Source organism: Actinocorallia aurantiaca (assembly GCF_039533685.1).
Lineage (GTDB): Bacteria > Actinomycetota > Actinomycetes > Streptosporangiales > Streptosporangiaceae > Actinocorallia > Actinocorallia aurantiaca.
In genome coordinates, this window is the sequence record NZ_BAAATZ010000003.1 from 363,101 (window position 1) to 385,571 (window position 22,471).

General features: G+C 69.9%; 24 protein-coding genes. 10 read left to right on the forward strand and 14 right to left on the reverse strand.

Annotation, left to right across the window (positions count from 1 at the left end):
• Positions 1 to 28 precede the first annotated feature (28 nt).
• Positions 29 to 745 carry a YqjF family protein gene (locus tag ABD327_RS04870; RefSeq protein ID WP_344448919.1) on the reverse strand — a complete coding sequence of 239 codons (717 nt, stop codon included), beginning with the start codon at positions 743 to 745 and terminating at the stop codon, positions 29 to 31.
• Positions 746 to 890: 145 nt separating this feature from the next.
• On the opposite strand from ABD327_RS04870, the gene ABD327_RS04875 reads away from it, so the two are divergent.
• The 3 genes from ABD327_RS04875 (at position 891) to efeB (ending at position 4,123) form a co-directional block, all read left to right on the forward strand.
• Entirely contained in the window at positions 891 to 1,652 is a 762-nt protein-coding gene (locus tag ABD327_RS04875; protein ID WP_344449081.1) for a helix-turn-helix domain-containing protein, read from the forward strand.
• Between the two features lie 135 nt (positions 1,653 to 1,787).
• Positions 1,788 to 2,900 (forward strand): iron uptake system protein EfeO, encoded by a 1,113-nt coding sequence (efeO, locus tag ABD327_RS04880; RefSeq protein WP_344448920.1) that lies wholly within the window; start codon positions 1,788 to 1,790, stop codon positions 2,898 to 2,900.
• A 2-nt stretch (positions 2,901 to 2,902) separates the two neighbouring features.
• On the forward strand, positions 2,903 to 4,123 hold the full coding sequence (efeB, locus tag ABD327_RS04885; protein ID WP_344448921.1) for an iron uptake transporter deferrochelatase/peroxidase subunit: 1,221 nt from the start codon (positions 2,903 to 2,905) through the stop codon (positions 4,121 to 4,123).
• 1 nt (position 4,124) lies between these two features.
• Here the strand turns inward: efeB and efeU are convergent, their stop codons facing one another.
• Positions 4,125 to 4,991 carry an iron uptake transporter permease EfeU gene (efeU, locus tag ABD327_RS04890; protein ID WP_344448922.1) on the reverse strand — a complete coding sequence of 289 codons (867 nt, stop codon included), beginning with the start codon at positions 4,989 to 4,991 and terminating at the stop codon, positions 4,125 to 4,127.
• A 308-nt stretch (positions 4,992 to 5,299) separates the two neighbouring features.
• Here efeU and ABD327_RS04895 point away from each other — a divergent pair, with 308 nt between their 5' ends.
• Positions 5,300 to 5,794 (forward strand): hypothetical protein, encoded by a 495-nt coding sequence (locus tag ABD327_RS04895; protein WP_344448923.1) that lies wholly within the window; start codon positions 5,300 to 5,302, stop codon positions 5,792 to 5,794.
• A gap of 80 nt (positions 5,795 to 5,874) precedes the next feature.
• Here ABD327_RS04895 and ABD327_RS04900 read toward each other — a convergent pair whose 3' ends face one another.
• Both ABD327_RS04900 and ABD327_RS04905 read right to left on the reverse strand, forming a co-directional pair.
• A complete protein-coding gene (locus tag ABD327_RS04900; RefSeq protein ID WP_344448924.1) occupies positions 5,875 to 6,114 on the reverse strand; it encodes a DUF397 domain-containing protein in 240 nt (79 codons plus the stop codon).
• Between the two features lie 29 nt (positions 6,115 to 6,143).
• Complete coding sequence (locus tag ABD327_RS04905; RefSeq protein ID WP_486303495.1) at positions 6,144 to 6,947, reverse strand: helix-turn-helix domain-containing protein; 804 nt, start codon at positions 6,945 to 6,947, stop codon at positions 6,144 to 6,146.
• Positions 6,948 to 7,184: 237 nt separating this feature from the next.
• Between ABD327_RS04905 and ABD327_RS04910 the strand changes: the two genes are divergently transcribed.
• Together ABD327_RS04910 and ABD327_RS04915 are read left to right on the forward strand one after the other, a co-directional pair.
• On the forward strand, positions 7,185 to 7,472 hold the full coding sequence (locus tag ABD327_RS04910; protein WP_344448926.1) for a hypothetical protein: 288 nt from the start codon (positions 7,185 to 7,187) through the stop codon (positions 7,470 to 7,472).
• A complete protein-coding gene (locus ABD327_RS04915) occupies positions 7,469 to 7,861 on the forward strand; it encodes an ATP-binding protein (protein ID WP_344448927.1) in 393 nt (130 codons plus the stop codon). The genes ABD327_RS04910 and ABD327_RS04915 overlap by 4 nt, the downstream gene beginning before the upstream one ends.
• 290 nt (positions 7,862 to 8,151) lie before the next feature.
• Here ABD327_RS04915 and ABD327_RS04920 read toward each other — a convergent pair whose 3' ends face one another.
• The 7 genes from ABD327_RS04920 to entS form a co-directional block, all read right to left on the reverse strand.
• Positions 8,152 to 9,087 (reverse strand): NBR1-Ig-like domain-containing protein, encoded by a 936-nt coding sequence (locus ABD327_RS04920; RefSeq protein WP_344448928.1) that lies wholly within the window; start codon positions 9,085 to 9,087, stop codon positions 8,152 to 8,154.
• 193 nt (positions 9,088 to 9,280) lie between these two features.
• Positions 9,281 to 10,060 (reverse strand): ABC transporter ATP-binding protein, encoded by a 780-nt coding sequence (locus tag ABD327_RS04925; RefSeq protein WP_344449082.1) that lies wholly within the window; start codon positions 10,058 to 10,060, stop codon positions 9,281 to 9,283.
• Complete coding sequence (locus tag ABD327_RS04930) at positions 10,054 to 11,073, reverse strand: FecCD family ABC transporter permease (protein ID WP_344448929.1); 1,020 nt, start codon at positions 11,071 to 11,073, stop codon at positions 10,054 to 10,056. Before ABD327_RS04930 ends, ABD327_RS04925 begins: the two co-directional genes overlap by 7 nt.
• Positions 11,070 to 12,059, reverse strand: a complete 990-nt coding sequence (locus ABD327_RS04935) for a FecCD family ABC transporter permease (protein ID WP_344448930.1) — start codon at positions 12,057 to 12,059, stop codon at positions 11,070 to 11,072. The genes ABD327_RS04930 and ABD327_RS04935 overlap by 4 nt, the downstream gene beginning before the upstream one ends.
• On the reverse strand, positions 12,049 to 12,858 hold the full coding sequence (locus tag ABD327_RS04940; protein ID WP_344448931.1) for a siderophore-interacting protein: 810 nt from the start codon (positions 12,856 to 12,858) through the stop codon (positions 12,049 to 12,051). Before ABD327_RS04940 ends, ABD327_RS04935 begins: the two co-directional genes overlap by 11 nt.
• 6 nt (positions 12,859 to 12,864) lie before the next feature.
• Positions 12,865 to 13,866 carry an ABC transporter substrate-binding protein gene (locus ABD327_RS04945; protein WP_344448932.1) on the reverse strand — a complete coding sequence of 334 codons (1,002 nt, stop codon included), beginning with the start codon at positions 13,864 to 13,866 and terminating at the stop codon, positions 12,865 to 12,867.
• 148 nt (positions 13,867 to 14,014) lie between these two features.
• Entirely contained in the window at positions 14,015 to 15,265 is a 1,251-nt protein-coding gene (entS, locus tag ABD327_RS04950) for an enterobactin transporter EntS (RefSeq protein WP_344448933.1), read from the reverse strand.
• Between the two features lie 203 nt (positions 15,266 to 15,468).
• On the opposite strand from entS, the gene ABD327_RS04955 reads away from it, so the two are divergent.
• Positions 15,469 to 16,266 (forward strand): helix-turn-helix domain-containing protein, encoded by a 798-nt coding sequence (locus tag ABD327_RS04955; RefSeq protein ID WP_344448935.1) that lies wholly within the window; start codon positions 15,469 to 15,471, stop codon positions 16,264 to 16,266.
• Positions 16,267 to 16,273: 7 nt separating this feature from the next.
• Here the strand turns inward: ABD327_RS04955 and ABD327_RS04960 are convergent, their stop codons facing one another.
• The 3 genes from ABD327_RS04960 to ABD327_RS04970 are packed head-to-tail and all read right to left on the reverse strand — an operon-like array spanning position 16,274 to position 18,903.
• Complete coding sequence (locus ABD327_RS04960; RefSeq protein ID WP_344448936.1) at positions 16,274 to 16,717, reverse strand: nuclear transport factor 2 family protein; 444 nt, start codon at positions 16,715 to 16,717, stop codon at positions 16,274 to 16,276.
• A gap of 31 nt (positions 16,718 to 16,748) precedes the next feature.
• The gene (locus ABD327_RS04965; RefSeq protein WP_344448937.1) at positions 16,749 to 17,627 is read right to left on the reverse strand and encodes a TIGR03619 family F420-dependent LLM class oxidoreductase; all 879 of its coding nucleotides are present in this window, start codon (positions 17,625 to 17,627) and stop codon (positions 16,749 to 16,751) included.
• A gap of 25 nt (positions 17,628 to 17,652) precedes the next feature.
• Positions 17,653 to 18,903: an ATP-binding protein gene (locus ABD327_RS04970; RefSeq protein ID WP_344448938.1), complete on the reverse strand. Its 1,251-nt coding sequence runs from the start codon at positions 18,901 to 18,903 to the stop codon at positions 17,653 to 17,655.
• Between the two features lie 197 nt (positions 18,904 to 19,100).
• Here ABD327_RS04970 and ABD327_RS04975 point away from each other — a divergent pair, with 197 nt between their 5' ends.
• The 3 genes from ABD327_RS04975 to ABD327_RS04985 all read left to right on the forward strand — a co-directional run.
• Entirely contained in the window at positions 19,101 to 19,493 is a 393-nt protein-coding gene (locus ABD327_RS04975) for a hypothetical protein (RefSeq protein WP_344448939.1), read from the forward strand.
• 137 nt (positions 19,494 to 19,630) lie between these two features.
• Positions 19,631 to 20,212: a TetR/AcrR family transcriptional regulator gene (locus ABD327_RS04980; protein WP_344448940.1), complete on the forward strand. Its 582-nt coding sequence runs from the start codon at positions 19,631 to 19,633 to the stop codon at positions 20,210 to 20,212.
• Positions 20,213 to 20,282: 70 nt separating this feature from the next.
• On the forward strand, positions 20,283 to 22,471 hold a 2,189-nt coding region (locus ABD327_RS04985; RefSeq protein WP_344448941.1), incomplete at its 3' end, for an MMPL family transporter.

The window sequence follows — 22,471 nt, forward strand, 5'->3', positions numbered from 1 at the left end:
GAACCCAAACGGCCGGACACCGGCGGCTTCAGCGCGATGCGAGCCGTTCCGGGAGGCCGATGCGGACGGTCGTGGCGGGGGCGTACAGGACGCTCTCGGGCGGCTGCGAGAGGGGTGGCAGCCCGCAGGCGGACAGGAGGCCGTCGTCGTGCCACTCCAGGAGATCGGCCCGGTGCAGCAGCCAGGGATCGTGGTGGACGGGGACGCGCAGGGTGGGGCCGTACCAGCGCTGGTGCAGCGACCAGCGGGCGGTGAGGGAGATCTCGGCGGGCGAGGGGCGGGGGATCGGCTCGCCGGTCCTCACCCGCATGCGCACCCCGGCACGCCCCGCGGCGGGAAGGAGGCGCCGGGTGGCGTAGGAGACGCGATCACCGGTGTGGGCGAAGCGCATGGAAGCCCACGTGTAAGGCAGCCGAAGCGCGGCTCTGGACGCCGCGGCGAACACCGGGTCACTCGCCTCCATGGCGCGGAAGACGACGCCCTGCCGCCCGTCGGCGTCTCTCCCGTACAGCCGGACGTTCAGCTCCAGGAATGACGGGTACGGGACGCCCGCCAGGCTGAGATCCGTCATCCGCAGGCCGATGACGCCGACCCACGCGGAGCCGTCCACCAGATCGGGCTCCACACCGGGCGGCAGCAGCGGGGCGACCGCTTCGGGTGCGGTCCGCCAGTGCAGGAAGACGACGTCGCGCCAGCTCTGCCCGGTGAAGGAGCGAGGAACGAGGTGTGGAGGCTGTCCGTCCATTCTTCGCAGCGTATACAGCCGGGAACGGGGCGAGCAGGCGGGTTATCCTCGGCTGGACCGGACGGGCATCGCGGGAAGGCTGACGGACGTGGCGACCGAGGCGAGAAGGACGGCACTCCGGTACCGGTATCAGCAGCCGGTGGGAATGCTGCTGCGGGAACTGCGTGAGGAGCGGGGACTCAGCCAGTTCGCGCTCGCCCTGCAGACCGAGGTCTCGCAGCGGCATCTGAGTTTCGTGGAGACGGGAAGGGCCAATCCCAGCCCGGAACTCATCGGCAAACTCGCCGACCGTCTGGAACTGGCCCTGCGGGAGCGCAACCGTCTGCTGCTGGCCGCCGGCCACGCCCCCGTCTACCGGGAGACGTCCCTGGACGACGTCGAGCTCGACGCGGTACGCGAAGCGGCCCGCCGCATCCTGAAGGCCCACGAGCCCGCCCCCGCCCTGCTCGTCGACCGCCGCTGGAACGTCGTCGAACTGAACCAGGGCGTGGCCCTCCTGGCGGTGCTCGTCGCCCCTCATCTCCTGGAACCTCCCGTCAACGTCATGCGCGTCAGCCTGCATCCCGACGGCCTGGCCCCGCACGTCGTCAACTTCGGCCAGTGGCGCGAACACCTCCTGGCCCGCCTGCGCCGCCAGATAGCGGTGAGCCTCGACGACGAACTCGCCGGACTCTACGAAGAGGTCTCCTCTTATCCGGGCGTGAAGGGGACTCCCGCACCCACGGGAAACGAGGCCGCCGACGTCCTCCTCCCCATGCGCCTGCGCGTGGGCGACCGGGAACTCGAATTCTTCAGCACCATGACGGTCTTCGGGACGGCCGCCGACATCACCGTCGCGGAGCTGGCCATCGAGTCCTTCTTCCCCGCCGACGCCGAGACGCGAAAGGTCCTCGAAGACCTCGCGTGAGCTTCTGGGGATCCGGATCTTCAGCTCAGGCCCGCCCTGCTCCTCCCGTTCACCGGCACCTGGCAGGGAAGATAAGGAGAGCCTAAGTTAGGCTGCCCTTGCAAGTTCTCCTCCGCGTCTTTCTTGGAGCCCCCCATGCGATCCCTTCCCCTCGCCGGCGTCACCGGTCTGCTGTGCGTCTCGGTCCTTGCGGGGTGCGGGGGCGGCTCCGACGCCGACGCGAACGCGCTCACCGTGACCTCCACCGACACCGCGTGCGAGGTGTCCAAGACGGACCTCGCGGCCGGGACGAACACCTTCAAGCTCATCAACAACGGGTCGAAGGTCACCGAGGTCTACTTCTACGCGCCCGACGGGAAGATCATCTCCGAGAAGGAGAACATCGGGCCCGGGACCAACTACGAGATCACCGTGACGCTGCCCGCGGGAGACCAGCAGATCGTGTGCAAGCCCGGCATGGTCGGGGACGGGATCGGCCAGGACGTCAAGGTGTCCGGTGAGGTCGGCGCGCTCGACCCGCGGCTGGCGAAGGCCGTCGCCGACTACCGGCTCTACATCGACAAGCAGGTCGCCGACACCGTGACCAAGAGCGAGGAGTTCGTCGCGAAGGTCAAGGCCGGGGACGTCGAGGGCGCCAAGGCGCTGTACGCGCCCTCGCGGTTCGGCTGGGAGAGCGTCGAGCCGGTCGCCGAGTCTTTCGGCGACCTCGACCCGAAGATCGACGCGCGGGAGGCCGACCTCACCGCCGAGGAGAAGAAGAACTGGACCGGCTGGCACCGGATCGAGAAGGCGCTGTGGGCGGAGAAGTCCACCGACGGGCTGGACGAGGTCGCCGACCGGCTGATCACCGACCTGAAGGACCTGCAGGACCGCGTCCACACCGTCGACATCACGCCCGCCTCCATGGGCAACGGGGCCAAGGAGCTCCTCGACGAGGTCGCCACCGGAAAGATCACCGGCGAGGAGGAGGCCTTCTCGCACACCGACCTGGTGGACTTCAAGGCCAACGTCGACGGCGCCTTCAAGGTCTACGAGCTGCTGAAGCCCGTCGTCCAGGAGAAGGACGCGGCGCTGGCCGCCTCGCTCGACGGGGCCTTCACCGCCGTCTTCGACTCGCTCAAGAAGTACGAGAAGGACGGCTCGTACGTCTCCTACGACACCGTCGAGGACGACGAGCGCAAGCAGCTCACCGACGTCGTCAACGCCCTGGGCGAGCCGCTGTCCAAGCTCGCCGCCGCGGTCGGCTGACCATGGCGGACCAGGACCGTCGCGCCGTGACCCGGCGTGCCGCGCTCGGAGCGGGACTGCTCGCGAGCGCGGCCGCCGGGGCCGCCGCCGTCGAATTCGGCGACAGGGCCGACACCGGGGCGTCGGCCCTGGAGCCGGTCGTGCCGTTCCACGGCGCACACCAGTCGGGTATCGCCACCCCCGTCCAGGATCGGCTCCATTTCGCCGCGTTCGACGTGGTGACCACGGACAAAGCCAGGTTCGTCCAGCTCCTCCGGGAGTGGACGGAGGCGGCCGAGGCCATGACCGCGGGCGGCAGCGTGGGACGCGGCGCGGTCCAGGGCAACCCGCTCGCCCCGCCGGACGACACCGGCGAGGCCCTCGGCCTGCCCGCGTCCAGGCTGACCCTCACGATCGGGTTCGGCGCGTCCCTGTTCACGAAGTTCGGGATGGAGGACCGGCGCCCCGCCGGGCTCGTCGACCTCCCGCACTTCCCCGGCGACAAGCTCGACCCGGCCCGCAGCGGCGGCGACCTGTGCGTCCAGGCGTGCGCCGACGACCCGCAGGTCGCCGTGCACGCGATCCGCAACCTCGCCCGCATCGGGTTCGGCGTCGTCTCGGTGCGCTGGTCGCAGCTCGGCTTCGGCAAGACGTCCTCCACCACGCCCGACAGCCAGACGCCGCGCAACATGTTCGGCTTCAAGGACGGCACCAGCAACGTGCCCGGCACCGACGAGGCCCAGCTCGCGCAGCACGTGTGGGCCGCCGCCGAGGACGGGACGCCCTGGATGGCGGGAGGCTCCTACCTCGTCGCGCGCAGGATCCGCATGCACATCGAGACCTGGGACCGCACTCCCCTCAAGGAGCAGGAGGACATCTTCGGCCGGACCAAGGGCGAAGGCGCGTCGCAGGGCGGACGGAAGAAGGAGCACGATCCCGTCGTCCTGGACGCGATGCAGCCCGGCGCGCACGTCCGCCTGGCCCACCCCGACAACAACGGGGGAGCGAAGATCCTGCGCCGCGGCTACTCCTTCACCGACGGAACCGACGGCCTCGGACGGCTGGACGCGGGCCTGTTCTTCCTCGCCTACCAGCGCGACGTCACCAAGGGGTTCGTGCGGATCCAGAGCAGCCTCGCCACCGACCTGATGAACGAGTACGTCCAGCATGTCGGCAGCGGGGTCTACGCGGTCCCGCCCGGCGTGAGCGGGGACGGTTTCTGGGGGGACACGCTGTTCGGCTGAATCAGGCCGCCGGTTCGGGGCTCGGCGCCCCGGCCGGAGCCGAGGGCCTGCCGCCGGCCGGGCGGAGGAACAGCGCCATCACGGGCACCACGTAGGCGACCCAGACGATGAGCTGCAGCCACGTGATCTGCGGCGTGACGTTGAAGATGCCCTGGAAGAACGTCTGCAGCCAGTCCCCGGCCGTGCCGAACTGCTCGAAGAGCTTCCAGGGCTCCAGCGCGACGGCCGTCAGCCCGGGCAGGACGTCGGCCTCCTGCAGGTCGTGGAAGCCGTACCCCAGGACGCCCGCCGCGACGACGACGAGCGCGGCGCCCGTCCACTTGAAGAAGCGCTGAAGGTTCAGGTTCAGGCCGCCCCGGTACAGGAGGTAGCCGAGCAGCACGGCCGTCAGCAGTCCGCTGAACGCGCCCGTCACGGGAAGGACGGGTGAGCCGTTGGAGTGGGCGATGTTCGTCCAGAGGAAGAGCGCCGTCTCCAGCCCTTCACGCCCGACCGCGAGGAACGCGACGACCGTCAGGGCGCGCGGCCCCATGTCCAGCGCGCTGTCCAGTCTCCCTTCCAGTTCGGCCTTGATGCCCCGCGCCGCCGACCTCATCCAGAAGACCATCCAGGTGACCAGCCCGACCGCGACGATCGAGAGGATCCCGCCGGTCAGCTCCTGGATCTTGAAGTGGTTCTCCTGCGCGACGAGGAACTGCAGCGCCAGCCCGAACGCCACGCTCAGCGCGACCGCGATCCCGACCCCGGTCCACACCGGCAGCAGGGCCCGGCGGTTGCCCGTCTTCACCAGGTAGGCGATGAGGATGCTCACCACGAGAGCGGCTTCGAGCCCCTCGCGCAGGCCGATCAGATAATTCCCGAGGAACACGCGAACACTCCAGGCTAGAAACTCAGGGCAGGCTAACCCAACCTTCCGGGCATGGACAGGGCAGCCCCCTCCCTGACCTTCGGAGAAGCGCAGGTTAACGCCGGTGCGGCGACCGGAGGCCGGTGGGTGGCGAGGGCGAAGGCCGCCGACGTCACCGTCGCCGGACCGGCCATCGGGTCCTTCTTTCCTGCGGAATCCGGGACCGGAAAGCCCTCGAAGAACTCTTCCGGCCCCCGGTAGGGTGCGGGATCGATTCGGTTGACGGGCGAACAAAGGGCGAGGAAATGGCCGGCTGGCTCAGAATTTCCATGGCAGCGGCACTCCTCGCCGCCACGACGTCATGCGCCTTCGTCCTCAGGGCCGACGACGGCGACGAGATCGTGGGCGAGGCGCCCGCTCCCACTCCGTCCCCCGCGCCCCTCAGCCCCAGCCCCGACGTCCCGAAGGACGAACGCGAGGACCCCGGCACCGCCTGGCCCCTGAAGATCACCGAGCAGACGAGACTGGCCCTGGCCGACTCCGCCCGCGAGGCCGGAGCGCGAAGCGGAGCCGTCGAGGTCGAGACCCGGGGCACCATCTACTACGGCGTCGTCTTCGGCGGGAAGCCCAAGGACGACGACTACTACGTCATCGCCAGCACAGACTCCACGTACTACTGGCACCGCACGGGCACCGGCCCCTGGCGGTACAAGGGCGACGGCGACGAGGGCCGCTGTGCCATGCCGGTCCCCGCCGCCCTGAAACTGGCCTGGACGGGCGTCCGCACCGACGACACGAGAAGCATCAGCCCCTGCCCGGACTGACCGCGTTCCATCCTGACCGCGCGGCGCTCGCTGGACCTGCTCGCGCCCACCGGTATTCCGAGGGAGGACACCCGCGAACCTTAGAACTGGCTCTTGATGCGAGTGGAGAAGGTCGCCCATGCGTTTCGGGAGAACGCGAGTGGTGCCTTGCCGGGGTTCTTGGAGTCCCGTACGGCGATCATTTGGGCAGAGTCGGCCACTTCGACGCAGGAGCCGTTCTCGGTGCTAGGGCTGCTCTTGCGCCACGTCCCGACTTCAACGCAATCTGCACCGTTTGTGCTGTAACTGCTCTTACGCCACAGGATCTGGGAGTCGCTCATTCGAGTCTTCGCGCCCTTCTGGCCTGCGGTCAGGTCATCTCGGCGGCGATCCGCAGGATCAGGGTGCGAGATTCGTCAGGTCCGAGTGACCTCGCCCGTAGATGGTTGAAGACTTCAGCGTACTCGCGGACCTGTCCGAGTTCTTCGAGATATATCCCTCCAAGTCGATACTGGACATAGGTGACATCCGGATCAAAGGGCTCGGGGAACCCGAGGATGTGGAAAGCGCCGTCTACGGCAGGGTGGGCACCGGCGTCGAAAGTCAGGACCTGGATGACGATGTTGGATGACAGTGCCAGCTCGGCCAGATGTTCGAGCTGGGCCTTCATGACCTCGGCTCCACCGACTTTGCGTCGTAGAACGGCTTCGTTCAGGACAATCCAGATCTTTGGGGCATCAGCTTCAACGAGCCGGTTCTGCCGCCTCATCCGGACGCTGACGCGCCGGTCCAACTCCTCCGGAGCAAGCGCGAACTCGCTGCCCATCAGCGCACGCACGTAACTCTCGGTCTGGAAAAGCCCGAAGACCGCCTCGGGTTGGTAAGACCGAAGTTCGGAGACCTCTTCTTCAAGGCCTACGTAGACCTCGAACCAACGTGGGATCGCCTCGCCGTGCTGGTTCCACCAGCCCTTGATGCGGCTCTGCCGTGCCAGCGTCGCGAGGTCTTCGGCCTGCTCGTCATCCAGCCCGTAGAACCGGGCGAGGGTGAGGATGTCGGCGGCTTTGGGGCCGTGCTTGGCGGTTTCTATCCGGGAGATCGTGATGGCCGCGATTCCCGCATGTCTTGCGGCTTCCTCTCGTGTTCTGCCTGCTGCTTCGCGCAGCTCTTTCATGAGAGAAGCGAGCCTCCGGCGCCGAACGGTGGGACTGCTGGGCATTGTTTCGCCCCTTTCTGCGGCTATTGCACGCGTTTGTTAAATAGATTTTTGATGTGCATCAAAAGTTTCGCTTTACATACGCTGGAGATCAGGTCCAGACTTCACAGCGTAGCGAGGTGGGCACGCTCCGGCTCGGGAACTGCGAAGTTCCGGGCGATGCGTGCTGCCCAGACGAGCTCACAGGGAGTGGTGATGACAACACCGCAGGCAGGTCTCATCCCTGCGCATGTGACCAGGTTCCTGCTGCTCGCCGAGTTGTGTCGCACGCTCGGCGAGCACGGGTGCACCTCTTGCCTGGTGAATCCGGCCTTCGGGAGCGCCGTGCTGCGGGTGGCGCGGGAGGGGCGGGCGGGAGAGTGGCTGGACGTCGGGTCCGTCGAGCGGGGCGACGACTGGGTCTTCATGTGGGAGAGGCAGTGGGGGCCGGTGTGCCACATGGACCAGGTCGCCCGGCACATCGCCCGGACGGTGGCGCGGTGACGGTGCCGCGGGCCGCCGCGGTCTTTCCGGGGGCGCCCGATCAGGCGGCGGGGGTACGCCGCTGGTTCACCGGCTGGCTCGGCGACGGGCACCCGGCGGCGGACGCGGGGGTGTTGCTGCTGTCGGAGGTCTTCTCGAACGCGTGCCTGCACAGCCGGTCCGCCGAGTCCGGCGGCACCGTCGACGTCGTCGCCGAGGTGGCGGGGCGGACCGTCAGGGTCGAGGTCGTCGACGGGGGAGGCGGGCCGGTGTCACTGACGGCCGGTGACCCGTCCTGCGACGCCGAGAGCGGCAGGGGGTTGTGGCTACTCGACCTGCTGTCCGAGGAGTGGGGCTCGGGGCCCCTGCCGGACGGCCGTTTCCGCGTTCACTACACCGTCGCCTTCTGAACCGTTTGTTCCGGAAGGACACTCGGCGCGACGACGGCCCCCGGCGGAAACCCGCCGACGTCGTCGGGAAGGTCCGCCGGGCCGGCGACGACACGGCCTGGTCCGCACTGCCCCCCTTGGAGTGCGGCTCAGGCCGGCGCGGTGGCCGTGAGTCCCGGCGAGGTGCGAATCGCTCCTTCCCGCCGTCGGCCGTTGTGCAAGACGCTGGCACGGGCCGCCCGGTGTCACCAACACATCCTCGTCCGCGTGCCGTCCATTGGACTTCGGACAAATGAAACCGCAGGTCAGCGCTATTCGACGCGGACGTCCAGGAAGATCGGGCGCTTGGCGGGGAGCAGGGTGCGGCCCTGCGGGTCGACCATCTTCCAGTAGAGCCGGCAGGTGCCGGACCGCTTGAGGGCCCGCACCGGCACCCGGATGTCGACGGTCTGCCCCGGTGGCGTCCGGGGGATCTCGACCCGCTCCGGGGCGTGGCAGATGTCCTCGTTCACGCGCATGAGGAAGCGGTCCTTCCACTCCACCGTCCCGGTGTTGCGCAGCCGCCACACCTTCTCGAAGGACTCGCCCTTCTCCACGAGGGTGCCGTCCGGGTAGGTGATGTCCCCTTCGAAGATCGAGTCGTCGACCTGGAGGGAGGGCGACGGCTTCGGCGCCTTGGCGGGCGTCTCCTTGAAGAAGGCGGTGCCCGCGATGATGACGCCGAGCATCGCGAACGCGACGACGGCCGAGAGGACGACCGCGTTCAGGCGGCGGCGCCGCGGCAGCGGACGCGCCTGGACGACCCGCCGCGGGACGATCACCGCGTCGGGTTCCGTGCTCGGGGCCGACCGGATGTCAGGCGGACCGGCGGCCTCACCGACGTCCGCCACCGAGGGTTCGGCGTCCGGGAGTTCGGAGAGGACCTTCGCCCGGCGCCAGTGCTCGCGCCATTCGCGTTCGGTCTCCTCCGGGTCGCGGCCCAGCCGCCCGACTGCCAGGACCCGCACGAACTCCCAGGTCGTCTCCCAGCTCGGCAGCCTGCGCCCCTGCGCCGCCGCGGCCAGCGACGACTTCGACGCCGCGGCGCCCAGCCGGGAGGACATCTCGGCGAACGGCGGATCGCCCGCCTCCACCTTGAGCCGCCACAGCCGGTCCGCGAACGCGGCCACCGGCCCCGCCTGCGGGTCGGGACGGCTGGGCCTGCGCCCGCGCTGCCCACGCCCGTCGACCTGCGCTGGTTCTCGCAACTGCCCCCGCCCCCGGTACCCGAACGACTTGAAGAAAAATGGAACACCCGGTCGTTGACGATACCGACGAGACCGCGGAGCCGACCTACCGGTCAGAGGGTGTGGAGACGAGTTCGGCGAGGTCGGAACACCGGTTCGACGAGCCTCGCCGCTGTCTCAGGAGTCGTCGGGTACCTGTCCGATCGGTCGCCGGTCAGAGGGTGGGGACGATCATGGGGGTGCCGGTGACGGGGTCGGGGACGACGAGGTTGGGGAGGTCGAAGACCTTCTCGATGAGGGGGGCCGTGACGATGTCGGACGGGGGACCCTCGGCGATGACGGCGCCGGACTTCATGGCGATGAGGTGGTCGGCGTAGCGGCAGGCCTGGTTGATGTCGTGGAGGACGGCGATGACGGTGCGGCCCTCGTCGCGGAGGCGGGCGAAGAGGGACAGCAGCTGGTACTGGTGGGCGATGTCCAGGTAGGTGGTGGGCTCGTCCAGGAGGAGGTAGGGGGTCTCCTGGGCGAGGACCATCGCGACCCAGACGCGCTGGCGCTGGCCGCCGGAGAGGTCCTCGACGCGGCGGTCGGCGAGGTCCGTGACGTTGGCGGACGCCATGGCCTCGGTGACGGCGCGCTCGTCCTCGTCCGACCAGGTCGACAGGAAGCTCTGGTGCGGGTAGCGCCCGCGGGCGACGAGCTGTCGGACCGAGATGTTCTCGGGGGCGTCGGCCGACTGGGGGAGGAAGCCGACCTGACGGGCCAGGGCCTTGGGGCGGGTGCGGGAGATGTCCTGGCCGTCGAAGGTGACGGCGCCCTCCTTCGGGGAGAGCAGCCGGACGAGGGAGCGCAGGAGCGTCGACTTGCCGCAGGCGTTGGCGCCGACGACGGCGGTGAACGCGCCGTCGGGGACGTCGAGGGTGAGCGCGGTGGAGATCACCCGGTCGCCGTAGGCGAGGGTGAGGTTCCGGGCGGAGAGGCGGGATTTCACGATTTCTTCGTCTCTTTGAAGAGCAGCCAGATGAAGTAGGTGCCTCCGACGGCCGTCGTCATGACGCCGACGGGCAGGGAGGTGGGGGCCAGCAGCATCTGGGCGGCGAGGTCGGCGGCGAGCAGCAGGACGGCGCCGGTCAGGGCGGCGGGGACGAACGGGACGCCCGCCGCGCCGGCGAGGCGGCGGCCGATCTGGGGGGCGGCCAGCGCGACGAACACGATCGGGCCCGCGACGGCCGTGACCGTGGCGGTGCAGCCGACGCCGACCAGGACGACCAGCGGGCGCAGCACGTTCAGGTCGACGCCGGTGGAGGCGGCGAACTCGTCGCCCAGCACGCTCTGGTGCATCGCGTGGGCCAGGGCGGCCATCGCCAGGAAGAGCAAGGCCAGGACGGTGAAGCCGGGGGTGAGGTCGTCCCAGCCGACTCCGTTGAGGGAGCCCGCGCTCCAGCTGGTCATGGCGATCGCGACCTCGAGTTCGGCGCGCAGCACGATCCAGGAGTTCAGGGCGGTGAGGATCGCGTTCATCGCGATGCCGATGATGATCAGCCGCAGGCCGCTCACCCCGGACTTCCAGGACAGCAGGTAGATCGCCGTGGCGGCCAGCAGCCCTCCGGCGATCGAGCCCGCCGCCAGTGTCGCGGCGCCGCCCGACAGCAGGACGGTCACCAGCAGCGCGCCGGTGTAGGCGCCGGCGTCGAGGCCGATGATGTCGGGGCTGCCGAGCGCGTTGCGGGTGAGGTTCTGGAAGACGGCTCCGGCGACGCCCAGTGCCGCGCCGAAGACGAGCGCCGCCGCCACCCGGGGCAGCCGCCACTCGCGGATGACGACCACCGAGTCGCCCTGCCCGGCGAGCGCGGCCAGCGCCTCGCCCGGAGTGGCCCAGGCCGCCCCGTAGCAGAGGCCGAGCAGGCCCAGCGCGAGCGCGACGACGACCAGCGCGGACGACGCCACGACGGTCCGGCGTTCGGCGCGGGCGGAGAAGCGGCCCGCGCGCAGCACGAGAGGAGTCATAGGGCGGCCGTTCCGTAGCGTCGTACGGCCCAGATGAGCACCGGGCCGCCGAGGAAGGCGGTGACGACGGCGACGGGCACCTCGCCGGTGGGCAGCAGCACCCGGGAGAGGACGTCGGCGATCATCAGCAGGACGGGGCTCAGCACCATCGTGTAGGCCATGAGCCAGGGGATGGAGCCGGACGCCAGCCGGCGGGCCAGGTGGGGCACGATCAGGCCGACGAAGGCGATCGGCCCGGCCACGGCGGTGGCGGTCGCGGCCAGCAGGGTGATCAGGGTGAGGACGGCCACGCGGGTGCGCAGGATGTTCGCGCCGAGCGTCGAGGCGACCTGCTCGCCGAGGGCGAGGGCGTTCAGCGGCCGGGTCACCGCCATGGCCCCGACCAGGGAGACGAGCAGCACGGCCAGCGGGATGAGGAACGGAGACTGCTCGCGTCCGGCGAGGGAGCCGACGTACCAGAAGCGGAACTTGTCGAAGACGTCCGGCTGGAGGAGGCGCATGCCGAGGGAGAGGCCGGCGAGCAGCGAGCTGAGCGCCGTTCCGGCCAGGACGAGCCGCAGCGGCGAGGTCCTGCCGACGGAGTAGACGACGACCGCGGCGATCACGGCTCCGACGAACGCCAGCAGCAGCTGCGTGACCTGCGATCCGGCCACGCCGAGCGCCGCGCCGACCGTGACGGCGAAGCCCGCGCCTCCGGTGACGCCGAGGATGCCGGGTTCGGCGAGGGGGTTGCGGGTCAGCGTCTGGACGAGCGCTCCGGCCGTGCCGAGGGCCGCGCCCACGCAGACGGCGAGGAGGGTGCGCGGCCCGCGGATGTCGCGGACGATGAGGTGCTCGGTGCTGCCCGAGTAGTCGGTGAACGCCCGCAGCACCTCGGCGGGTGCGACCGCCTGTGCTCCCACACAGACGCTCGCAACCGCCATGGCGACCAGGAGGAGAAGGGATCCGGCGAGGATCACGACCCGCCGGGGGAGGTCAGTCGTCAAGATCCGCTACTCCGCGCTTCCAGTAGCCGGTGAACAGGGAGTCGAGTCTCCCCTTGCTCCAGGCGCGCAGGGGTTTGATGTCGTCGGTCTCCCCGGCGGCGAACAGGAACGTCCGCGCGTCGGGCAGGTCGAGGGACTGCACGGTCTCCGCGAGCGAGGACCGGGCGCCGGAGCGGGTCAGCCACGTGACGGAGACGCCGACCCGTTCCACCAGCGGGTAGGCGTGGTCGGCGGCGTCGTCCGTCTCGATCACGACCTGCGCGGAGACGTCGGACGGCGATTCCTCCAGCCACCGCGCGACCGCCGGGAGGGCCGTCGTGTCGACGGCGAACACGTAGTGGTCGTAGGTGTGGGGGAATGCCTTGGCTCCGGGCGGTCCGGCGATGGCGACCTCGTCGCCGACCGCGACGGAGGACGCCCAGGCCGAGCCGACACCGCCTTCGTGCACCACGACGTCCAGGTCGAGCTCCCGCGCGGCCGCGTCGTAACGGCGGATCGTGTACTTGCGCGCCGTCGGGAACGGTTTCGGCCAGTCGAGCATCAGCTCTTCGTTGGGGACGGGAAGCCGGAGGGTTCCGTCGGGATCGGGGAAGACGATCCTGACATGGTCGTCCGCCTGGTAGCTGTGGAGGCCGTCGAGGCCGGGCCCGCCCACCGTCACCCGGACGATGTTCGGCGTCACGCGCGCCGTCCGCAGGACGGTGGTGGTGCGGATGCCGATGGGGTAGGGAATGCGGACCACGCCGCCTCCCTCACGGTGGTGGGAGGCGACGCGTTCGCGGGGGTTGCTGCGGTCCACGGAGGCTCAGTTCTCCAGGAGGGTTGCGAGCGCCTTGTCGAGGGCGTCGATGGTCTTGAGGGCCGAGGTGTAGGTCACCGCTTCGGTGTAGGGCACCGGGATGGCCTTGCCGGCCTTGACCGCCGGCAGGTTCTTCCACAGCTCGGTGTCCAGGACGTACTTGACGGACTCCGCGGGGGTGCCGTCGGCCTGCACGGTGTAGGTGATGGCGTCGGCCTCGGAGAAGCTGGCGGGGAGTTCCTCGATGGAGGGGTACTCGCTGACGGCCGCGCTGCCGGCGCCCTTCTTCTTCACCTCGCCGTAGTACTGCACGCCGAGGTCGACGGCGACGTTGGTGCCCCAGGAGCCGGCGAACTCGCGGTGGAACTCTCCGGCCCCGACCTCTCCGTAGGCGCCGAGGTGCCCGAACTTCAGGTCCTTCAGGACGTCCTTGTACTTGTCGGAGACCTGCTTCGCCTTGTCCTCGTAGGCCTTCTTGTTCGTCTCGAAGTTGTCGAGCCGTCCCGCGGCGTCGGACTGCTGGCGGGACTGCTCGCGCCAGGCGTCGGGCAGGGTCGGGCCGATGGCGACGACGGGGGCGATCGACTCCAGCCGCTTGATGTCGACGTCGGCGAGGACGGGCGCGGGCACGCCGATGACGATGAGGTCGGGCTTGACCGCGGCGACGGCCTCGTAGTTGGTCTCGGCGGCGGTCTCGCCCGCGATCTTCTCGAGCTTCTCGTAGGTGGCGCGGTCCTCGTCGGTCATCATCGGGATGCCGCGCTTCCAGGAGGAGATGCCGACGAGGGCGGCGTCGGCCTCAATGAGGACGGGCACGGCGTAACCGGTCGCGACGACCCGCTTGGGGTCGGTCGGAATGGTGATGTCGCCGTTGTCGGCCTTGAACACGCGGGTGGCGGACTTGTCGGACTTGTCGGCCGCCTCGTCGCCGGAGCCGCATCCGGTGGCGGTGAGGGCGAGACCGAGGGCCAGGGCACCGACGATGCGCCAGGACTTACGAGAGGACATGGGGGCTTTCCTTACATACATGCAGGTGGGAGGGCTCCGGAGGATCCGGAAGCGTTACTTAGGCTAGCCTTACCTTCCCTGTGCGGGATATCGGTGAGAGGTCAACCTCTGTCGGTCAGCGGACATTCGGCCGATCTTTCGTTCCAGGTCAGGGGGTCGTGTCCGTCTTCTCCCGGGCCAGGGTCGCCCGGCGCAGGCCCGGCACGCACACCGCCGCCACCAGCGCGGCCGCCGCGCAGACCGCTCCGTTGACGACCGCCGCTCCGCCCGGGTTGAACCAGCGGGCCAGCAGCGCGGCCTCGGCGCCCGCCAGGACGCGGCCGCTGGTGTCCTCGGCGTTGAGCACGCCGTTGATCCTGCCGCGCAGCCCGTCCGGCGTGTGGTGCTGCACCAGCGAGTACTCCAGCACCTCGTAGACGACCCCGGCGGCCCCCGTGACGGCGAGCATCACGAGCGCGACGGGCAGCGCCCCGCTCAGCCCGAACCCGATGGTCGCGAGCCCGCCGAGGAACGCCGCGCCCAGCAGCACGAGTCCCGGCCGGCGGGTTCCGCCGAGCCACCCGCTGGTCATCGAGACGATCACGGCTCCGACCGCCGGGGCCGTGTAGAGCAGCCCCAGCACCATCTCGTCGCCCCCGAAGCGCTTGTCGACGAATTCGGGGAACAGGACGGTCGGGACGCTGAACAGCGCGGTGACCGCCCCGAGCGCGAGCAGCCCGCCCACGGTCGGGTGCCGCACCGCGAACCGGAAGGCCGAGCGCAGCGAGGTCCTGTCCTCCTCGCCCCCGCCCCGCTGCGGGGGCAGCGATCCGACCCGGGTCAGCAGCAGCACGGTGAGCGCCGTGGCGAGGGCCGTGACGGTGTACGCCCATCCCGGGTCCCACAGCGCGATGACGACACCGCCGAGGAAGGGCGCGACGATGGAGCCGAGGTGCCCGGTCAGCGAGATGAGCGTCCCCGCCGCCGGCAGCTGCTGCGGCTTCACCAGCGTGGGCGTCGCGGCCATCAGCGCCGTCGTGCTGACGCCGGTGGCCAGCCCGTTCCAGCCGACGCAGGCGTAGACGGCCCACACGGAGGGCTCGTCGAGGAACGCGTTGGCGGCCAGCCCGACGAAGCCCAGTCCGGCCGCGGCCCGGGACGCGATGATCAGCGGACGCCGGTCCATCCGGTCGGCCACCACCCCGCCGGCCAGCGAGCCCAGCAGCATCGTCAGGCTCATCACCATCGTCGTGACGGCCACCCCGAACGACGATCCCGTCAGGTCGTACACCTGGTCGGAGAGCGCCACCGCCGCCATCCCGAGTCCCAGCAGCGACACCGTCCGCGCGATGAAGATCGCCCGGAAGGCCGGGCTCTCCCGCAGCGGCGCGGTGTCGAGGACGAAGTTGCGCAGCCCCATACCCGTTCGTCTCCGTGGATCTCGCCTCGTCCGGGACCGGCGACCCGGGTGGGTGCCGCCGCGGCCCGGAGGAGTGGTTCGATGTCGTCGGCCTGGCGGGGGCGTGATCCTTCGAGCGTGCAGGAGGGGTCTTCGCCGAACCGGAGGCGCCACTTAGGCTAGCCTTGCCTTCCCTTGGTGGGATATCGGCAGGAGGTCAACCCGTGTCGGTCAACGGACATTTCGGTACCGATCCGGACTGGTGCGAGGAATACGGCTACGGACTCGGCAGGCCCGACGGCATCTGCGTGCTGAAGTACGGCTCGGCCAGGATGCTGGGATTCGGAGAGGGGCGGGACGACTTCCTGCACCAGCTCTACTGGTCGCCCGACGGCCTGCTCGGCACGCTCTCCGGGACGGACGGCCGGTTCGTCGGCCAGCGGGAGGCCCTCTGGGTGAAGAGGGCGGTGAGCCACGAGGTCAGCGGGGGCGCGGGCCAGACCACCTACCGCGTCTTCCTGCGCGAGGTTCCCCCGGCGCTGCGGGACGTGCGGGTCGCGGCGGTCTCCGTGAGCGCCGAGGCGACCAGGCTCATCCAGTTCATCGCCACCGCGGGAGTGACCGAGGCCGAGGCGCTGGAGGCCCGCGCCCGCATCATGGCGGGACTGGGCGCGACGACCCGCGAGTTCACCGGCCACTGCGCGGACGGCCGCGGCTTCGCGATGACCGTGGCCCGCTCCCTGACGCGTGAGCCCGCCGACCCCACCCGGCTGGAGGAGTGGGCCGTCCGGCTGTGCACCAGCGTCAAGACCCTGCAGCGGGACTTCGAGCGCGAGTTCGGCATGTCGTACTCGCAGTGGCGCACCCGGTTGCGCCTGCAGGCGGCCCGGGTGCTCCTGAAGGAGCCGCGGCCGGTCACCCAGGTCGCCCACCAGGTGGGTTACGCGAGCCCGTCCGCGTTCATCCAGGCCTTCTCGAAGGAGTACGGCCACACGCCGGGCGAATACGTCCGCCGCCGGTAGGGGGGACTCATCCGCTGAGGGTCGCCATCGCCCGCTCCGGTTCCCAGTGGGCGCGCAGCGAGGTGATGAGGCCTTCCTCGTCGACGGTGTAGACGATCACGCAGTCGACCGTCATGGTCGTGCCGTGGCCCAGCGTCATGGTGAGGGTGGCGATGTTGGCGCAGCAGGGGCCGTTGGCGAACGAGTCCCTGACGTGGAAGCGGATGCCCTGCACGGTGCTGACGAACTCGTCCCAGAACTTCCCGATGCCCTCGCGGCCCCGGTGGCCCGCCCCTTCGGGATCGAGCATGGAGGGGCCCACCGGGTCCTCCACCAGCGCGTCGGCGGAGAATGCGGCGAGCCACTCGTCGCGCTTTCCGGCGGAGGCCGCGGTCATGGACCGCCGCGCCGCACGGCGGGCGGGATGGTCGCCGTCCGGCGCTTCCCAGATGACAGCGGAGGAAGAGGTCACCCGTAAAACTGTAACGTGTTCTCGTTTCGGGTCAAGGGTTGACTTTGGAGACCACCGATTCGGCGAAGCGCTCGAGCTTCTCGACCTTCTTGGCGAGGGGCTCGGTGTCCGGGCCCTTGATGTAGGGCATGCGGAAGCCGACGATGACGTCCGTGACGCCCTTGTCCTCCAGGCGCTTCACGCCGTCGACGGTGTAGGCGTCCAGGGAGATGACGTGGATCTCGAACGGGCGGTCCGCGGTGCCCTCCTCGGCGCGCGCGGCCGCGAGCCCGGCCAGCAGGACGTCCAGCTCCTCGGCGTCGCCGCCGCCGTGCATCCAGCCGTCGCCCAGCCGCGCGGCGCGGCGCAGCGCGGGCCGGCTGTGCCCGCCGACGAGGATCGGGACCGGCTCCGCGGGAGTGGGGGACATCTTCACCGGCGGGAAGTCGAAGAACTCCCCGTGGTACTCGAAGTAGCCGCCGCGGGTCAGGCCGCGGACCACCTCGATCGACTCGTTCATCCGCCTGCCGCGCCCCTCCCACGGCACCCCCATCACCTGGAAGTCCTCCCGCCACGGGCTCAGCCCGACGCCCAGCGCCAGCCGGCCGCCGGTCAGGCAGGCGATCGAGCTCGCCTGCTTGGCGACCAGCACCGGCGGACGCACCGCTAGTTTCAGGACGAACGGCGTGAACCGGATCGTCGATGTCACCGCGCCCATGGCCGCGATGAGGGTGAACGTCTCGATGAAGTCCTTGTCCTCCAGGAACTCCCGGCTCCCGTCGGGGGTGTAGGGGTAGCGCGAGTCGGACTCCTCGGGGTACACCAGCGAGTCCGCGACGCTGATGCTGGAGTACCCCGCCGCCTCGGCGGCCCGCGCCAGCGGAAGGTGGTAGGACGGGTCTGTCATGGCCTCGGCATAAGTGAACCGCATGGGCCGGAGCATAGTAGAACCTGTTTCAGGTCGGTGGGCCCGATCCCGCCTGCCGGTCGCCGGCCAGCGGCAGGCGCAGAACGAAACGGGCGCCGCCGGAGGGGTTGTCGGCCAGGGTGAGGGTGCCGCCGTGGGATTCGGCGATCTCGCGGGAGATGGGCAGGCCCAGGCCGGTCCCTCCAGGGTCCCTGCGGCGCGCCTCTTCCGAGCGGTGGAAGCGTTCGAAGACGAGTTCGCGCTCTTCCGGGGGCACGCCGGGGCCGTCGTCGACGACCTCGAGGACGGCGTCGGGGGGTTCGGCCTTGACGGTCACCCGGATCTCCCGAGAGGCGTGGCGGTCGGCGTTGGTCAGCAGGTTGGCCAGCAGACGGGTCAGCCGGACCCGGGAGGCCGACACGACGACTCCGGAGTCGGGGCAGCTGAGGGCCCAGTGCTTGAAGGCGTGGCGCCTCAGCTCCTCTGAGACCAGGCCGCCCAGGTCGACGGGTTCGGCGGGGATGGCCTTGTGCGCGTCGAGACTGGTGAGCTCCAGCAGGTCGCAGACCAGGTCGTTGAGTCGCTGGGCGTCCCGCAGCACCGAGTGCAGGACCTCGTTCGGGTCGACCTGCGGGTCGGAGAGCGCCTCCTCCAACCGCAGTTGCAGGCCGGTGAGGGGGTTGCGCAGGTCGTGGGAGACGTCGGAGACGAACCGGCGCTGGCGCTCCACCGCCTCCTGCAGGGACAGGGAGATCCGGCGCTGCTGCTCGTGCGCCTGCTGGAGTCGGTCGTTGAACCTCTGGAGTTCGCGGGAGCGGGCGTAGATCCGCTGCTCCATCGCCTCCAGTTCCGCCAGGTCTCCGGCCTCGGCGAGGTGGCGGGCCCGGTGCAGCCGCTGCAGGAAGCCGGTGACCTCTTCGGCCTGGTGGATGATGAACTCCACCCGGTGGTCCGGGCCGAAGACCGGCGCGGCGACCTGGCTCCAGTAGCGTTCCTTGAAGACCCCGGGCCGGTCGGGCACCTCCTCGCTCTGCCTCTGGAGCGCCACGACTCCCTGCTCGCCGGTCTCCAGCACCCGTTCGAGGGAGTCGCGCAGGGTGGAGTCCTCCGCCTTCGGATCGACGGGATCGCTGGGGAAGATGTCGAAGACCGACTTGCCGATCATCTCCTCGGGCCGCTTTCCCGACACCCGGAGACAGGCGTCGTTGGCCGCCGCGACGATGAAGTCGCGGTCCAGCAGCACCGTGGGAGAGGGACCGTCCCGGAACACCGCCCCGTAGTCGATTTTCGAGTTTCCCATCACGACACCGTTCGCAGAGATCCGACAGAACCAAAACAGGATTTTTCGTTGTGTCTATTCCTGTTCCGATCCCTCCCCACGACGCCTTGGGGTGATCTTTGCCCCGGTGTTCTTCTTTCTTGCCGGGCGGAGGGCGGGGTCGGCATTTGGGTTTCCCCCCTAGCGGAGGCCCACCCGGTTGAGTGGATAATCCCCACGTGTTCAAGACTCTCTTCGCCCGGTCGAGCAACTTCTTCTGGTACGCGTCCGTGGGCCTCCTGCTGATCGCGGCCTGGATGGTGCTCAAGGGCTCCTACCTGGTGGTGCCGGCCGTCCCCCTGGCCGCCGTCGCCGCCTTCTCGATGTGGGTGTCCTTCTCCTTCCGGGGGGCGCAGGTCGAGATCTCCGAGAACGGGATCGCCGGCCACGGCTTCCTCGGCGTCCCCTTCATCCGGTGGAGCGAGGTCAGCAAGGTCAGCACCACCCGCGCCCTGGGTCTGAACTACGTCCTCGTCGGCTCCTACTCCGACCCGGACGACTTCCGCCTCGGCCCCTTCACCCGCGGCGACATGGAGAAGATCACCGAGATCTGGGAGACCCGCCCCGACTGAGCGGCCGGGCCGAGAAAGAGACCCAGACCACGTAGTAGAACCCGGTTCTCGGAGGGGACGGCGGCCTAGTCTTACCTAAGTGAACGAAACAGTTTCGTTCACCTAGGGGAGTGGGGATGGCGCTAGAGTCTCTCGATGTGGCTGAACAGCGTCGGAGCCGGTTGTCTCCGGAGAGGGAGAGAGAGCTGTTCGCGGCAGTGCTCGACCTCGTGCGGGAGGTCGGGTACGACGCCCTGACGATGGACGCGATCGCGGCCCGGACCCACTCCAGCAAGGCGACGCTCTACCGGCAGTGGCGGAGCAAGCCGGAACTGGTGGCGACGGCGCTGGCCAGGTGCGAGCGCCCTTCGATCGCCGACGTCGACACCGGGAGCCTGGCCGAGGATCTGCGGGGCATGGCCCGGTGGCTCGGCGAGGAACTGCCCAGCGGCATGGAACTCATGCGGGCCCTGGGCCACGCGTCGGAGCAGGACGAGGAGCTGCGGACGGCGCTGCGCGGGCTGGTCGTCGAACCGGAACTGGCGAAACTCCGGCTGATGGTCGCGCGCGCCGTGCGGCGGGGCGAACTGAAGCCGGACAACCCGGCGCTGGGGTTCGTCGCGGAGATGCTGCTGGGCGGGCTGGCCGGCCGCTGGCTGGTCGAGGGCCTGGACGCCGACGCCGACTACCTGCTGCGTTACGTGGACGCCGTGATCATCCCCGCTCTCGACCTCTCCTGAGCCCCACCCCGCTCGGAGCACTCCCTTCCCTTCCCCCGGATCTCGATTTCAACGGGAGCTCTCTTCAGCCATGGCTACTTTCCTCTACAAGCTTGGGCAATTCGCCTTCAAGAGGCGGTGGTTCGTCCTCATCGGATGGCTGCTCGCCCTGGGCATCGCGGGCTTCGGCGCGGCCGCCGCCCCGAGCGCGGCGGGCAACCAGTTCTCCCTCCCCGGCACCGAGTCGCAGCGGGCCTTCGACCTGCTGGCCGAACGCTTCCCCGGGATGAGCACGGACGGCGCCACGGCCCGGATCGTGTTCAAGGCCCCGGACGGCACGCAGATCACCCGGCCGGACCAGAAGGCCAAGGTCGAGAAGGCGCTCGCGGAGCTGAAGTCGGTTCCGGGCGTGCAGAACGTGACCGACCCGTACCGGACCCAGGCGGTCAGCCGGACCGGGACGATCGCCTACGCGCAGGTCACCTACGGGGTGAACGTCTTCGAGATGACCGAGGACAACCGCGAGGGCCTGCTGGAGGCCATGGAGAACGCCCGTGACGGCGGGCTCACCGTCGAGGGCGGCGGCGACGCGCTGCTGGCCCAGATGGAGGGCGGCGCCACCGAGGCGATCGGCGTGGGCCTCTCGGCGATCGTGCTGATCCTGACCTTCGGCTCGCTGGTCGCCGCGGGCCTCCCGCTGATCACCGCGATCCTGGGCGTCGGCATCTCCGTCGCCGGCATCTACGCGCTCAGCTCCACCCTCGAGCTCAACAGCACCACCCCGACCCTGGCCATGATGATCGGCCTGGCGGTCGGCATCGACTACGCGCTGTTCATCGTCTCCCGCTACCGGGCCGAACTCGCCGCCGGACGCCCCCACCTGGAGGCCGCGGGGCGGGCCAGCGGCACGGCGGGCTCCGCGGTGGTCTTCGCGGGCCTGACGGTCGTCATCGCGCTGGCCGGACTCTCCGTGGTGAACCTTCCGATGCTCACCAAGATGGGCCTGGCGGCCGCGGCGGCCGTCGTCGTCGCCGTCCTGATCGCGCTGACCCTGATCCCCGCCCTGCTCGGCTTCGCGGGGGAGAAGGTGCGCTCCCGCAAGGACCGCAAGAGCACCGAGCACGTCGACGAGGAGGACTCCGGCCTCGGCGTGAAGTGGGCGAACTTCGTGCTGCGCCGCCCGATCCCCGTGCTGCTCGCGGGCGTCCTCGGCCTGGGCGTGCTGGCACTTCCCGTCGCGGACCTGACGCTCGCGCTGCCCGACGAGGGCTCGCAGCCGCCGTCCACCACCCAGCGCCAGGCCTACGACCTGCTGTCCGAGGGCTTCGGGCCGGGCTTCAACGGCACCCTGCTGACGGTCGTGGACGCCTCCGGCAGCAAGGCGCCGCAGGAGGCGGCGAAGTCGATCACCGCCGAGCTGCAGAAGCTGGACGGCGTCGTCGCGGTCACCCCGCCGACCTTCAACCAGGCGGGCGACACCGCGCTGTTCACCACCATCCCCGAGACCGGTCCCGGCGACCCGGCGACCGAGGAGCTCGTCCAGAAGATCCGCGACACCGCCTCCGGGCTGGAGGAGCGGACGGGGACCGACATCCTGGTCAGCGGCCAGACGGCGGTCGCGATCGACCTGTCGCTGAAGATCGACGACGCGCTGGTGCCCTACCTCGCCCTGGTGGTGGGCCTGGCGTTCCTGCTGCTGATCCTGGTGTTCCGCTCGATCCTCGTCCCGCTCAAGGCGGCCCTGGGCTTCCTGCTGTCGGTGCTGGCCGCGCTCGGCTCCGTCGTCGCGGTGTTCCAGTGGGGCTGGCTGAAGGACCTGATCGGGCTGGAGACCACCGGGCCCATCATGAGCATGATGCCGATCTTCATGGTGGGCGTGGTGTTCGGCCTGGCGATGGACTACGAGGTCTTCCTCGTGACCCGGATGCGCGAGGCGTACGTGCACGGCGAGTCGCCGAAGGAGGCGGTCGTCACCGGCTTCCGGCACGGCTCGCGGGTCGTCACCGCCGCCGCCGTCATCATGATCAGCGTGTTCGCTGGATTCATCGGCATGAGCGACTCCATGGTCAAGATGATCGGCTTCGGCCTGGCCATCGCGGTCCTGTTCGACGCCTTCGTCGTCCGCATGGCGATCGTCCCGGCGGTCCTGGCCCTGCTCGGCAGGTCCGCGTGGTGGCTTCCGGGCTGGCTCGACAGGATCCTGCCGAACGTCGACGTCGAGGGCGAGCGGCTGAACGCCGTCCTGGCGGAGCAGGAGGAGCGGGAGAAGGTTCCCCAGCC

Coding starts and splice junctions, on each gene's coding strand:
- ABD327_RS04970 (WP_344448938.1), bottom strand. CDS start 18,903: ATGGGAAACTCGAAAATCGACTACGGGGCGGTGTTCCGGGACGGTCCC.
- ABD327_RS04870 (WP_344448919.1), bottom strand. CDS start 745: ATGGACGGACAGCCTCCACACCTCGTTCCTCGCTCCTTCACCGGGCAG.
- ABD327_RS04875 (WP_344449081.1), top strand. CDS start 891: ATGCTGCTGCGGGAACTGCGTGAGGAGCGGGGACTCAGCCAGTTCGCG.
- ABD327_RS04945 (WP_344448932.1), bottom strand. CDS start 13,866: ATGTCCTCTCGTAAGTCCTGGCGCATCGTCGGTGCCCTGGCCCTCGGT.
- ABD327_RS04930 (WP_344448929.1), bottom strand. CDS start 11,073: ATGACTCCTCTCGTGCTGCGCGCGGGCCGCTTCTCCGCCCGCGCCGAA.
- ABD327_RS04895 (WP_344448923.1), top strand. CDS start 5,300: ATGGCAGCGGCACTCCTCGCCGCCACGACGTCATGCGCCTTCGTCCTC.
- ABD327_RS04965 (WP_344448937.1), bottom strand. CDS start 17,627: ATGCGGTTCACTTATGCCGAGGCCATGACAGACCCGTCCTACCACCTT.
- entS (WP_344448933.1), bottom strand. CDS start 15,265: ATGGGGCTGCGCAACTTCGTCCTCGACACCGCGCCGCTGCGGGAGAGC.
- ABD327_RS04905 (WP_486303495.1), bottom strand. CDS start 6,947: ATGAAAGAGCTGCGCGAAGCAGCAGGCAGAACACGAGAGGAAGCCGCA.
- ABD327_RS04900 (WP_344448924.1), bottom strand. CDS start 6,114: ATGAGCGACTCCCAGATCCTGTGGCGTAAGAGCAGTTACAGCACAAAC.
- efeO (WP_344448920.1), top strand. CDS start 1,788: ATGCGATCCCTTCCCCTCGCCGGCGTCACCGGTCTGCTGTGCGTCTCG.
- ABD327_RS04910 (WP_344448926.1), top strand. CDS start 7,185: ATGACAACACCGCAGGCAGGTCTCATCCCTGCGCATGTGACCAGGTTC.
- efeB (WP_344448921.1), top strand. CDS start 2,903: ATGGCGGACCAGGACCGTCGCGCCGTGACCCGGCGTGCCGCGCTCGGA.